This is a genomic window from Flavobacterium hauense (assembly GCF_054457175.1).
In genome coordinates, this window is sequence record NZ_JBTKVX010000011.1 from 23,606 (window position 1) to 35,498 (window position 11,893).

An 11,893-nucleotide genomic window follows, 5' to 3' on the forward strand; every position below is an offset into this window, starting at 1 on the left:
CATTTGGGTTTAGATCAGCTCATACAGGATTGCCAGAAGAACAGCATCCGGGCGCAGGAACAGCTATATAAGCTTCTTGCTCCTAAGATGTTTGCGGCCTGTCTGAAGTATTCGCGCAACCGCGCCGATGCCGAAGACAATCTTCAGGACGGCTTCCTGCTGATCTTTCAAAAAATTGGCCAGTTCCAGTTCAAGGGTTCCTTTGAAGGCTGGGCAAAAAGGGTAATGATAAACAATGTGCTCCAAAGGTACCGTTCAGAAGGCATCTTCGAACTGGTAAGCGAGAACATACCCGATGTGGCCGATGTTGAGATTGAGAGCGAAAGCATATCTATGGACTATCTGTTAAGCATTATCCAGGAACTACCCGACAGGTACAGGATGGTTTTTAACCTGTATGTTATAGACGGCTATTCGCATAAAGAAATTGCAGAGATGCTCAGTATTACTGACGGCACCTCAAAATCCAACCTTGCCCGTGCAAGGATGATATTAAAAGAAAAAATTGAAGCCCTACAGGGCAATAGCATACCATCGGCAAAATGAACGAGAAACATAATTTAGACAGGCTATTCCAGGAAAAGTTCAAGGACTTTGAAGTCGCCCCTCCTGAATTTGTATGGGAAAACATACGGGAGGAGTTACAGGAAAAAAAGAAACGCAGAGTTATCCCGTTATGGTTTAGGCTATCGGGTGTAGCGGCACTATTGGTGCTTGGCGGATTTATAACTACATTGTTTATTAACGATGCGGAAAATCCTGCTGTAAACGCTCCTGCTGTAGTTATCGAAAATACTACAGCAACACCGACAGATGCACTCAAAGCATCACCGGCAACAACTCCTGACCAGACCGGCCCATCGGCTACAGGAACTTCAACTGAAACCAACAACATCAACAATACTAATACTGCTGTAGCATCAGGCGATAACAACACCAATGCTACCGGCAGCACAACTGCACAACCAAACAGCATTAACAAAAATACAGTTCCTTCTTTTGGCAGCGGCAATACTGCTGTAGCCCATGAAGGCCACAATACAATCATCAACAGAAAGAACGGTAAAAAAGTTAAACGTAACGCGGCGATCCGTCAGGGTGATGCTGTTGCGTCTTCTGAAACAATCAATCAATCAAACAAAAACAACAGCGCTTTAAATCCTGCCAATGCTCCTCAAAATCAAAAAGCGGCTTTGGCTAACGAAGGACTTGCAGCAGTTGACACTAAATCATCAATCAAAAATACGGACAGCACTAATCGAGCTAACCAAAGCAATATAATACAAAGGCAGAATGCAATTAACAATGCTATTGCTGCCGAAGGTGTAGCCGGTACTGATAACTCAAAAGCTGCAGATCCGGCAAATGCCGAAACTGGCACTGCCGTTAAAAGTAACACCATCATTGACAAGAACATTCCGCCGACAGAGGCTGTAGCCCAAACTCAAATTGATACGGCTGCAACGATAGTTCCTGAAAATGAACTTGAGAAATTGCTTCAGGAAAAACTGAAAGGCAAAGAAGAAGATAAGGCTGTTGCCGAAAATAAAAAAAGTAAAGAGCGCTGGAACATCAAACCGCAGGTAGCCCCTGTATTCTATAGCTCATTATCTGATGGCTCGCCTATCAACGAGCAGTTTGCATCAAACAGCAAATCGTATGATAATGACCTGAGCTATGGTTTGGGTATCAACTATGCGGTTAGTGACAGGATAAGTATACGTTCGGGCATCAATACCGTTAACCTTAACTATTCTACTAACGACATCGCTTATTATGCTTCGCTAAACGGCCTGACATCTAATATTGGCGAATCTAAAGCTGCAAACATCGTTATACAAAATCCGGGAGATGTCTCACCGGAACCTTTCCTTATCGATGGACAGTCAACTCAGCTTATGGAAGGTTCAATGGTTCAGAAAACAGGTTATATAGAAATACCACTTGAGATGAGCTATGCTTTAGTGAATAAGAAATTTGGCATTGACCTGATCGGTGGTGTCAGCGGACTTTTCCTGAATGAGAATAATGTAAGTGTTGTATCGTCTACAGGTATGAGTACCGAAGTAGGCCAGGCACAAAACCTGAATAATTTACACTTCAGTACCAATGTGGGTGTGGGCTTCAAATACAAATTCTGGGAATCATTCCAGGCAAATTTTGAACCGACATTCAAATATCAGGTAAACGCATACAGCAGGGATGCAGGTAATTTTAAACCTTATTTCATAGGTCTGTATTCCGGTGTAAGTTTTAGTTTCTAGGCATGTTGGTTTGCCCGGAAACTATTTTGGGTAGTTCCTTTTTAAAAGCGCTCACATACCGGGGTGCTTTTATTTTTTGCTGTTCAGCAATAAGTCGTGGTAAATGATCTGCCTTACTTTATCCTTAAGGTCTTTCAGGTCGGTTTTATCATCCATGGTCAGTCCATCGGTCGATACAAACGCATGTACTTTGGCTTTTATCAAACCCGGGGAGCCACTAAAGAAATTAAATGAAAAACGCCTTTTGTTATCGTAGAAGCTCATGGGTACAATAGGTATCTGATGTTCTATGGCCAGCCTGAAAGCACCATCCTTGAATTCGTCAAGTAATACGGTTTCATCTTCGGGCACACCTCCTTCAGGGAAAATACAAATACTCAAGCCCTGGTCAAGCCTTTTTTGTGCGCGCTTAAAAACTTCAAACCGGCTCTTGGAACTTTTACGGTCTACCAGTATACACGTACGTTTATAAAAGAAACCGAAAATGGGAATTTTTACCAGTTCCTTTTTCCCTACAAATACAAATGGATTTTTGGATACTACCAGCATCAGCATAATATCGGTCATGGAAGTATGATTCGCTACAAGCATATAGCTTTTACCCTTTTCCATTTCCTGTTCGCGTTCAATTTTATAGGGAAGCCCCATACCAAATAATATGATCTTTGCCCATAGCCGCGCCAGTACAAAAAACTGCGGATAGGTTTTTTCAGATGCTATTGAGAGAATGAGTATTGGAGACAGTATTATAATTGGCACACCCATAAGGATGTAGAACCATATACGCCAAAGCGTCCACAAAAAATATTTCACTATTTTCATATTTCCAAATGTAAGGATTCAATCCTTATTTTGTTACCAAATCGTTTACCTTTGTAAAAATTTCAATTTTTGTAGAATGGCAAGAATATTAACCGGAGTGCAAAGCACCGGAACCCCTCACCTTGGCAACCTTTTAGGTGCCATACTACCGGCCGTGGAAATGGCTAACAAACCTGAGAACGACTCATTTTTATTTATAGCCGACCTGCACTCTACCACGCAGATCAAGGACGGTGCAACACTGCGCGCTAATACCTATAGCGTAGCCGCAACATGGCTTGCGTGCGGACTTGACATTAACAAAGTTGTGTTTTACCGCCAGAGCGATGTACCCCAGACGGCAGAGCTGTCGTGGTACCTTAGCTGCTTCTTCCCATTTCAGCGTTTAACGCTGGCACACTCTTTTAAAGATAAGGCCGACAGGCTGGAAGACGTGAATGCCGGATTGTTTACCTATCCTATGCTTATGGCTGCCGACATATTATTATATGATGCCAATTTTGTACCGGTAGGTAAAGACCAGGTACAGCATATAGAGATTACCCGTGATGTCGCTTCACGCTTTAACCACCAGATGGGCGAGACCTTTGTACTGCCAGAAGCGGTTACCGGAGATGACACTAAAATAATTCCCGGTACAGACGGGGAGAAAATGAGTAAGTCGAGAAATAACTTTATCAATATCTTCCAGGACGACAAAGCGTTGCGCAAACAGGTAATGAGCATTGAGACCGACAGCACTCCTCTGGAAGACCCTAAGAATCCTGATACATGTAATGTATTTGCTTTATATAAATTATTAGCAACACCGGAGCAGATTGAGGCAATGCGTGCCAACTATCTTGGCGGCAATTATGGCTATGGCCATGCTAAACAGGCTTTGTTTGAGGTTATCGTTGAGAAATTTGCAATCATAAGAGAAAAATATGCTTACTATATGGCTAACCTCCCTGAAGTTGATGCCTTATTAAAAACAGGAGCCGAAAAAGCAGCTACAGTTGCTAATGGTGTTCTGAAAAAAGTAAGGACGAAACTGGGTTACGAATAGTTAACAGTTTACAGTAATAAAAAAGTTCACAAAGTCTCTTTTATAAGGATTCCTTTGTGAACTTTTTCTATTTGTAATCATTCGAACTGAAAACTGTGACTGCCACTGTCTACTATCAAATCGCCTCAAATAGTTTCCCTGGCAGCGGACGTATTACACCTTTGAGTTCCATATTTAGGAGCAGCGAAGATATTTTAAAGATGGGCATTTCGCATTCGAGCGCAATGATATCCATCAGTTCTTTACCATGTTTTAGAAGGTAGTCATAGACTTTTTGCTCGTCATCTTCGAGCACAACAAAAAGCTGTTTCTGCACCGGTTTTTTCTTATCCTCTTCCAGCTGCCAGTTGAGCATATATACAAGGTCGGCAGCATCAGTAAGCACATTGGCACGCTGGCTTTTTATAAGATTGTTGCAGCCCATGCTGTATTTATCCGTCACGCGGCCGGGCACTGCAAACACATCGCGATTGTAGTCATTAGCAATATTGGCCGTGATCAATGAGCCGCCTTTGTCAGCACTCTCTATTATAATGGTCGCTTCGCTAAGTCCCGCTACAATGCGGTTACGCCTTACAAAATTTTCCTTATCCGGATTCGACGTACTCCAAAACTCGGTCATAAAGCCACCATTCTCTTCCATTTTAGATACATACTTTTTATGCACCTTCGGATATACCTGATTGAGTCCATGAGCCACGACACCTATAGTTTGCAGTCCCTGCTCCATAGCAATGGCATGTGCATGAATATCTACCCCATAGGCAAATCCGCTTATTATTACCGGATTGAGCGGCACAAGGTCTTCAATAAGCTTTCGGCAAAAATCAGAACCATAGGATGTCATCTGCCTTGTACCCACAATGCTTATTGTTTTACGCCCTTCCAAATTTATATTACCTGATGTAAATAAAATCACTGGTCCGTCTATACAATGCTTTAGCCTGTCAGGGTAATCTTTTTCCTGATAGTACAGCGGCCTGATAGTGTTATCACTGATGAATTTCATTTCGGCCTCAGCCAGTTTAAAAGTATTTGCTCCTTTAAGGCTATTGTATACAACTTCCCCTATTCCTTCTATGGCGGTTATTTGTGATTTTTTAGCTTTGAAAACAGCTTCGGCAGAGCCAAGATGGTTGATAAGTCTTTTGGCGACGATATCACCTACACCCTCAACACGCATGAGGGCTAGTATATTAAGTAATTCAGAATCAGTCATTAATCGGTTTTATATGGCGTTTATCGTATTGTTGCGTATTGTTAATAAAAATTGTGAATAAAATTTTGCAACTTGCGTTGAATTGTTAATTTTGTTCTTATGATGATAGAAAAACATATATCGGCTTTATTGTATCGCTACCAGTGCGTTAGCGTTCCCGGCTTCGGCGCGTTTCTGACCGAAACCCAGCCTGCACAGCTAAACAATGACACCTATACATTCTATCCTCCTAAAAAACTGATTTCATTCAATGCGAATTTAAAAAATAATGACGGGCTTTTAGCCAACCATATCGCATTACAGGAAAAAATTTCTTACGAGCAGGCTGTGGCAAATATTTCGCAGACTGTTGAACAATGGAATAAAAGACTGCAAAACTGGGAAACCCTGATTCTTAAAAATCTGGGCACCGTTGCTCATAACATAGAAGGCAATATCGTATTTGCACCGGATACTCCGGTAAATTACCTTGCCGAAGCTTTCGGGCTTACCAATGTAATATCTCCGGCAATAAAAAGAGAAGAGCTTAAAGCTGTTGCCGAAAAATTAGAAGAGATGGCTCCGGTTATCTTTACCCCGGAAAGAAAGAAAAACTACTCCTACCTTAAGTATGCTGCTGTATTTGCCGTGATGACAAGCGTAGGCGGTGCAGGCTTTAAAATGTACCGTGACCACGAGATCGCTACAGAAACACTTCTTGTAGAACAATCGGTACAGGAGCAGGTAACCGAAAGGATACAACAGGCTACCTTTTTTATAGAAAGCCCTATGCCTGCCGTTAAGCTTCCACTAAAAGAAGAAAAGGCATCTACCTATCCTTACCACGTTGTAGCCGGCGCTTTTAAAAGCGAAGACAATGCACAAAAAGCTGTAAATCAGCTGGTATCTAAAGGTTATAACGCCCGCAAACTAGGCAAGAATAAATTTGGCCTTTTTCAGGTAGGCTACGGAAGCTTTAAAACACTAGCCGAAGCTCAGGCAAAAATGAACAGCATTAAACGAACAGAAAACAGCGATGCCTGGCTTCTTGTAAAAGAATTATAAAAATTGAATCTCCCATCCGGGAGATTTTTTTTGCTTCTGCACTATCTTTGCCAAAAAAACGAATGCAGGCAAAATTTCCTTCCGATTCAATGTGTATCATGACCGACCTGGTATTACCGGGCGAGACCAATCCACTTAACAACCTTTTTGGTGGAGAACTATTAGCACGCATGGACCGTGCAGCAAGTATTGCCGCCAGAAGGCATTCCCGCAGGATTGTGGTGACCGCATCGGTAAACCACGTAGCTTTTAACCGCGCCATCCCTCTGGGAAGTGTTGTTACCGTTGAAGCTAAAATATCACGCACCTTTAAAACTTCCATGGAGGTATTTATTGATGTATGGATTGAAGACCGCGAAAGCGGAATCAGGCATAAAGCTAATGAAGCCATCTATACCTTTGTAGCTGTAGATGAAACAGGAAGACCGGTAGAAGTGCCAGCCATAGAACCTCAAACCGAACTTGAGCAACAACGCTATGAAGCTGCACTAAGAAGGAAACAGTTAAGCCTTGTACTTGCCGGAAAAATGAACCCACATGATGCAACAGAACTGAAAGCATTATTTATATAAAAAGAAACCCTCGCCAATGGCGAGGGTTTCTTTTTTCTATTTTGTTATCCAGGATTCCGGATTAAGGAATTTTGAGTTTTGCGACACATAGAACCTCATTACCGTTTTACCGGAAGGATAGGTATAAACCGTACCTATATTTTGTCCGGTCGTAACTTTATCTCCTACATCTACACTTACAGAACCAAGGTTGAAGTACATCGTCAGGTAATCACCATGCCTTACGGTTACTGTTTTTGTTCCTGATATTATCTGCACCAAAGTTACCTCCCCATTAAAGATAGCCCTAACCGCACTGCCTTTATTGGTAGCAATTTCAATATAGTTATTTTCTACAATCACTCCTTTTTCATAAGGACTCTCATTTCTTCCAAATCGTGAAGAGACATAACCTTCGCGTACCGGCCACGGAAGTTTTCCTTTATTAGCCACAAAGTTGCTTGCCGTAAGCTTTTCTTCTTTGGTCATCACAATTTTGTTCGGCTCTTTTTTGGCCGCTTCGGTAATCTCTTTTTTCTCGGCTGCAGTAGTTGCTTTAGCTGCTGCTTTTTTGTTGGCAGCGGCAATAGCATCTTTGATCATCTTATCGATCTTCCTGTCAATATCCCTTGCCTCCTGCTGTTTCTTTTTAATTTCAGAAGCATATTTTTTCTTATCCTTACGAATGGCTTTTACCAGTGTTTCCTGCTCCTGCTTATCTTTCACCAAATCTTTCTTTTGCTTTTCACTTTCTACAAGCAGTACTTCTTTTTCTTTCTTCTGTCCTGAAAGTGTTGTTACACGCTCTTCAAGCTCGGCCATTTTAGATCGTATCTCGTCGCCCTGTACTTTTCTGAAACTCGCATATTGTTTCATGTACTGCATGCGCTTGTAAGCCTGAAGAAAATTCTCAGAAGACAATATGAACATGATACGGCTTTGCTCAGAACGGCTCTTGTATGCCTTTACTACCATATTGGCATAATCTTCCTTAAGTACTTTTAGTTCCCTGTTAAGTTTATTAATGCTTAACTGGTTGGTATAAATGTCATCTGTCAGCAGTCGCGTTTGTTTTGCAGTAGTGCTGATGAGCCTTTCACTCAGTTTTATCTTGGTGCTATTCTCCTCAATTTTTCCGAGCACCGATTTTTCTTTAGTCTTACTCTGCGATTCAAGATTTTGCAATTCCTTCATCTCTTTCAGGATTTGGGCCTTGCGCTGTTCCAGTTTTTTGCGCTGGTCAGTCTGGCCATAACCAAGAACGGTAAAGCATATAAAAAAAATAGTAACGAAAAATCTGGTCATGGTTTGTGTTGTGATTTAGTCTACAAAGATCTGGTCATATCCTTCGGGAACTTCATACGGAAACGTAAGATTTTCGTCAAAGGTAACCGTATTATATTCTATATTCAGGGTCACGTTGTCTTTTTGTTCAGCTTCAATTTTTATTGCCGAAGGTAGCACTCCTTTAGGATACTCCCTGTGAGCAGGATAGGCAATCTGTAAACTGCGCGGTTCCTGTCCGGCCTGTTTTATTGACTCGCTCTTCAGGAGGTAATTTCCACCTTCAAACAAAAACATTTTTGTTAAGGACGACCTGTCCATTGACTGCAGCTTATGCTGGCCGTTTTCTAAAGAAGCAGCATACTTTCCTTTGTTAAGGTCATAAATGGCATTTCCTAAAAGCATGTTCTGAACTTTTTCATAGTCAAGTTCAGTGCCAAGCCATTTGCTCAGTGCCGCATAATTGCCGTCAAAATAGGTACTGTTGATCTTTTCGTAATAGCTTACCCTTGTCGGGGTAATAATAGCTTTTGCCATGGTAATCCCTAAAAAGCGAACGCTAACCAGTATCGTTTCATCTTTTTTGATGCGCACCTCGGCATTAATGCTCTGCTTGGTTTTTTTATCCTTATAATCAACAGATGCTTTTATCAAAAGCGTTTTGAAATCTTTGGCATTACTATAATGCCCGTCTATAATTTCTTTTACGGCCTTTTCTTCTCCGGCATTACCCTCGGCAATAACAGCCTGTTTGGTTTTACACGAAGCAAGAGAGAATACCACAAATAGTATGACTGCTATTTTTTTCATTAATTGCTTTTAGATTTTTCAAGTTTAGCCTGACGCTGAACCATTTCATTTTTCTTTTTAGTATCGCCAAGGCCGGTATAGGTTTCGGTCAGCTGTTTTGTTATTTTCAATTCAAGTTCAGGATCTTCCACTACAAAATCGATACCTGTTTCCAGGTAGTCTTTAGCCTTCGCATATTGTTTTGCCTGGTTAGATGCCAGCCCCGCAAAATAGTACAGGCGTGCATGCGTAGGATACATATCTATATACTCGCCCGATTTTTTAAGGAGCTTATCATACTGGCCTGCTTCAGTATAGGTATAGAGCAGTAATTCTACAGTTTCGATATCATCTGGCCTTTGAGCCAGCCCTTTTTCAAAATAATGCATCGCCTCAGGATATCTGTCTTTACTAAAAAAGAACTTCCCTATCTCTTTTGGCACATTTACCTGCTTGTCATCTTCAAAATAACCCACCGCTTTGTCAAGGTCGCCCATGTACTGCGGATTGTTCGAAGCATAGATAAGAAACTCATTAAGTACCCTGTGCTTTATCTTGCGATCTATCTTTTTACTGTCTAAAACCCTGAACATCGATTCGACAGCTTTTTTGCCATCGTTATTATTCAGGTTGAATTTGAAAAGGCTTACCTGTGCCCAATCAGAACCCGGCACTTCTTTCTCAAGCTTTTTTGCAACTTCCTGGGCTTTCTGCTCCTGATTGCTTTCAGAATATAAATAAATCAACTCAAGGTAATTCGATTCCTCTTTCGGGTTTTTCTTAATCGCCTCTTCTAATGTTTCCTTTTGAGGCTTTTTATATTTGCTGTCGCTGAGTATCTGTAGTTTGTACATCTCACGCTTTTCTGACATGCCAACTGTCTGTTCCATCTCATTGATAAGGGACAGCGCTTTGTCAAACTGCTGGGTATACATATATAATGATACCAAATCTTCCTGGTAGAATTCCTTGCGCCACTCGGTAAGCTTTTGCACTACGGGAATTGATTTATTGAAATCTTTTGTTTCGTAATACACATCATACAGGCTTTGCCAATACCAGCGGTTCGTTGGGTCAAGGTCGCGGGCTTTCAGGAAAGCCTTTTCGGCCTCCGGATAATTTTTCATTGACAGGTAATTTTTACCCAGTTCATGAAGTATCACCGCATTGGCAGGCTCTTTAGCAAGACACTTTTCCAGTGACTTTATTGCCTTATCATAATTCTCGATTCCTTTTTGCTTTAATGCTTCGAAGAAGTTATTCTCAAACTCATCATTCGCCAATGCAACCTGATCCGGCTCTTTTGGCTCCTGGGCATACAAGGCAGCAGGAACAGCCATTGTACCTGAAAGCAGCATTCCGCAAAAAAGGGTTTTAAATTTCATTTGTTTATTCTATAACTGAATAATCACCAATACTAATACTGGTAAATTTACCATTAAACGCAGCATGGTTGCCTATCATGCCATTATCTAAAACAGCATTTTTTATAACTGCATGCGTTTGTACCAGGCTATTCTTAATAATTGTATTCTCAACATGGGTATTATCGCCCAACGAAACATATGGCCCGATAGTCGAATTTTTAAGCACTACATTTTCCCCTATAAAACAAGGAGGTATAATGGTACTGTTTTCCATCTGTACTGTAGCCGAAGTCAGGTTTACACCATCGTTATGTAAAAAGCCCAGCATTCGCGAGTTGGTCTCTACCGTTACATTTTTATTTCCGCAGTCCATCCACTCGTCTACCTTACCCGGAACAAATTTCATGCCTTTTTCCTTCATGTTCTCTAAAGCATCGGTAAGCTGGTACTCACCGCCTTTAGTGATGTTATTATCTAAAAGGTACTGAAGCTCTTCGCGAAGGGTCTCGCCACTCTGAAAATAATAAATACCGATGATAGCAAGGTCAGAAACAAAATCTTTTGGCTTCTCAACAAAGTCAACAATCTCATTTTTGTCATTAAGCTTCACAACGCCAAAAGCGCTCGGGTCTTCAACCTGTTTTACCCATATAACACTGTCGGCTGTAGTATCTAACGTAAAATCGGCCCTGAAAAGTGTATCGGCATAAGCCACAACTACTGGTCCGCTCATAGATTCTTTAGCGCTCATGATGGCATGGGCAGTGCCAAGCGGTTTCTCCTGGTAATAAATAGAGCCTTTAGCACCCAGCTTTTCGGCAATGGCAATAAGGTCAGTTTCTACCTGCGTGCCAAAATCACGGCTCACTATAAAAGCTATTTCTTCAATTTCCTGGTGCAGCACCCCTGCGATATCTTCCACAAGTCTGTGAACGATGGGTTTACCGGCAATAGGTATCAATGGTTTTGGTACTGTAAGTGTATGAGGGCGAAGGCGCGATCCGCGTCCAGCCATAGGAACTATAATTTTCATCTCTGATGTTTAATGCTTGTTGGTATTTCTATTATTTAACCCCTGTACTGCCAAAGCCGCCTTCTCCACGAGAAGTTTCGGTAAGTGCTTCCACTTCATTCCACTCGGCACGCTCGTGTCTTGCAATAATCAGCTGGGCAATCCTTTCGCCATTTTCAATAGTAAAAGGCTCATTTGATAAATTTACTAAAATTACCCCAATCTCACCTCTATAATCGGCATCAATAGTACCCGGACTGTTCAATACCGTTACGCCTTTTTTGGCAGCCAGTCCGCTTCTTGGGCGCACCTGTGCTTCATAGCCTATCGGCAGCTCAATAAACAAACCTGTTTTCACGATAGCCCTGCCTAATGGAGCCAGTACTATTGGTTCTTCAATGTTTGCTCTTAAGTCCATTCCTGCAGAGGCAATGGTTTCATAATTTGGCAATGCGTGACCCGATCTATTGATAATGTTGATTGTCATATTGTA

Annotated in this window: 12 protein-coding genes; 5 read left to right on the top strand and 7 right to left on the bottom strand. The window is 41.6% G+C overall.

All coding sequences use genetic code 11. From position 1 onward, the window contains the following. Nucleotides 1-3 precede the first annotated feature (3 nt). Complete coding sequence (locus tag ACX0HA_RS09565; RefSeq protein ID WP_458845052.1) at nucleotides 4-546, top strand: RNA polymerase sigma factor; 543 nt, start codon at nucleotides 4-6, stop codon at nucleotides 544-546. Then, nucleotides 543-2,264 (top strand): hypothetical protein, encoded by a 1,722-nt coding sequence (locus ACX0HA_RS09570; RefSeq protein WP_458845053.1) that lies wholly within the window; start codon nucleotides 543-545, stop codon nucleotides 2,262-2,264. The genes ACX0HA_RS09565 and ACX0HA_RS09570 overlap by 4 nt, the downstream gene beginning before the upstream one ends. Nucleotides 2,265-2,333: 69 nt before the next feature. On the opposite strand, the gene ACX0HA_RS09575 is transcribed toward ACX0HA_RS09570, so the two are convergent. Further along, the gene (locus ACX0HA_RS09575; RefSeq protein ID WP_458845054.1) at nucleotides 2,334-3,086 is read right to left on the bottom strand and encodes a lysophospholipid acyltransferase family protein; all 753 of its coding nucleotides are present in this window, start codon (nucleotides 3,084-3,086) and stop codon (nucleotides 2,334-2,336) included. A gap of 76 nt (nucleotides 3,087-3,162) precedes the next feature. Between ACX0HA_RS09575 and trpS the strand changes: the two genes are divergently transcribed. Then, a complete protein-coding gene (trpS, locus tag ACX0HA_RS09580) occupies nucleotides 3,163-4,134 on the top strand; it encodes a tryptophan--tRNA ligase (RefSeq protein WP_458845055.1) in 972 nt (323 codons plus the stop codon). Between the two features lie 115 nt (nucleotides 4,135-4,249). On the opposite strand, the gene dprA is transcribed toward trpS, so the two are convergent. After that, on the bottom strand, nucleotides 4,250-5,353 hold the full coding sequence (gene dprA / locus ACX0HA_RS09585; protein ID WP_458845056.1) for a DNA-processing protein DprA: 1,104 nt from the start codon (nucleotides 5,351-5,353) through the stop codon (nucleotides 4,250-4,252). 99 nt (nucleotides 5,354-5,452) lie between these two features. Here dprA and ACX0HA_RS09590 point away from each other — a divergent pair, with 99 nt between their 5' ends. After that, nucleotides 5,453-6,397, top strand: coding sequence for an HU domain-containing protein (locus tag ACX0HA_RS09590; RefSeq protein ID WP_458845057.1), 945 nt, complete (start codon nucleotides 5,453-5,455; stop codon nucleotides 6,395-6,397). 62 nt (nucleotides 6,398-6,459) lie between these two features. Further along, nucleotides 6,460-6,969, top strand: a complete 510-nt coding sequence (locus ACX0HA_RS09595) for an acyl-CoA thioesterase (protein WP_458845058.1) — start codon at nucleotides 6,460-6,462, stop codon at nucleotides 6,967-6,969. A gap of 36 nt (nucleotides 6,970-7,005) precedes the next feature. Here the strand turns inward: ACX0HA_RS09595 and ACX0HA_RS09600 are convergent, their stop codons facing one another. From ACX0HA_RS09600 to dut, 5 genes are read right to left on the bottom strand one after another with little or no spacing between them, the layout of a single operon-like run. Continuing rightward, nucleotides 7,006-8,253, bottom strand: coding sequence for a murein hydrolase activator EnvC family protein (locus ACX0HA_RS09600; protein WP_458845059.1), 1,248 nt, complete (start codon nucleotides 8,251-8,253; stop codon nucleotides 7,006-7,008). A gap of 15 nt (nucleotides 8,254-8,268) precedes the next feature. Next, nucleotides 8,269-9,042 (bottom strand): DUF4292 domain-containing protein, encoded by a 774-nt coding sequence (locus tag ACX0HA_RS09605; RefSeq protein WP_458845060.1) that lies wholly within the window; start codon nucleotides 9,040-9,042, stop codon nucleotides 8,269-8,271. Beyond that, complete coding sequence (locus tag ACX0HA_RS09610; RefSeq protein WP_458845061.1) at nucleotides 9,042-10,406, bottom strand: tetratricopeptide repeat protein; 1,365 nt, start codon at nucleotides 10,404-10,406, stop codon at nucleotides 9,042-9,044. The genes ACX0HA_RS09605 and ACX0HA_RS09610 overlap by 1 nt, the downstream gene beginning before the upstream one ends. A gap of 4 nt (nucleotides 10,407-10,410) precedes the next feature. After that, nucleotides 10,411-11,421, bottom strand: coding sequence for a sugar phosphate nucleotidyltransferase (locus tag ACX0HA_RS09615; protein WP_458845062.1), 1,011 nt, complete (start codon nucleotides 11,419-11,421; stop codon nucleotides 10,411-10,413). A 31-nt stretch (nucleotides 11,422-11,452) separates the two neighbouring features. Further along, complete coding sequence (gene dut / locus ACX0HA_RS09620) at nucleotides 11,453-11,887, bottom strand: dUTP diphosphatase (protein WP_458845063.1); 435 nt, start codon at nucleotides 11,885-11,887, stop codon at nucleotides 11,453-11,455. Nucleotides 11,888-11,893 lie beyond the last annotated feature (6 nt).

What these genes read in the sequence shown, in the direction of transcription:
- ACX0HA_RS09570 (WP_458845053.1), top strand. Translation starts at nt 543, where the DNA reads ATGAACGAGAAACATAATTTAGACAGGCTATTCCAGGAAAAGTTCAAG.
- ACX0HA_RS09575 (WP_458845054.1), bottom strand. Translation starts at nt 3,086, where the DNA reads ATGAAAATAGTGAAATATTTTTTGTGGACGCTTTGGCGTATATGGTTC.
- trpS (WP_458845055.1), top strand. Translation starts at nt 3,163, where the DNA reads ATGGCAAGAATATTAACCGGAGTGCAAAGCACCGGAACCCCTCACCTT.
- dprA (WP_458845056.1), bottom strand. Translation starts at nt 5,353, where the DNA reads ATGACTGATTCTGAATTACTTAATATACTAGCCCTCATGCGTGTTGAG.
- ACX0HA_RS09590 (WP_458845057.1), top strand. Translation starts at nt 5,453, where the DNA reads ATGATGATAGAAAAACATATATCGGCTTTATTGTATCGCTACCAGTGC.
- ACX0HA_RS09595 (WP_458845058.1), top strand. Translation starts at nt 6,460, where the DNA reads ATGCAGGCAAAATTTCCTTCCGATTCAATGTGTATCATGACCGACCTG.
- ACX0HA_RS09600 (WP_458845059.1), bottom strand. Translation starts at nt 8,253, where the DNA reads ATGACCAGATTTTTCGTTACTATTTTTTTTATATGCTTTACCGTTCTT.
- ACX0HA_RS09605 (WP_458845060.1), bottom strand. Translation starts at nt 9,042, where the DNA reads ATGAAAAAAATAGCAGTCATACTATTTGTGGTATTCTCTCTTGCTTCG.
- ACX0HA_RS09610 (WP_458845061.1), bottom strand. Translation starts at nt 10,406, where the DNA reads ATGAAATTTAAAACCCTTTTTTGCGGAATGCTGCTTTCAGGTACAATG.
- ACX0HA_RS09615 (WP_458845062.1), bottom strand. Translation starts at nt 11,421, where the DNA reads ATGAAAATTATAGTTCCTATGGCTGGACGCGGATCGCGCCTTCGCCCT.
- dut (WP_458845063.1), bottom strand. Translation starts at nt 11,887, where the DNA reads ATGACAATCAACATTATCAATAGATCGGGTCACGCATTGCCAAATTAT.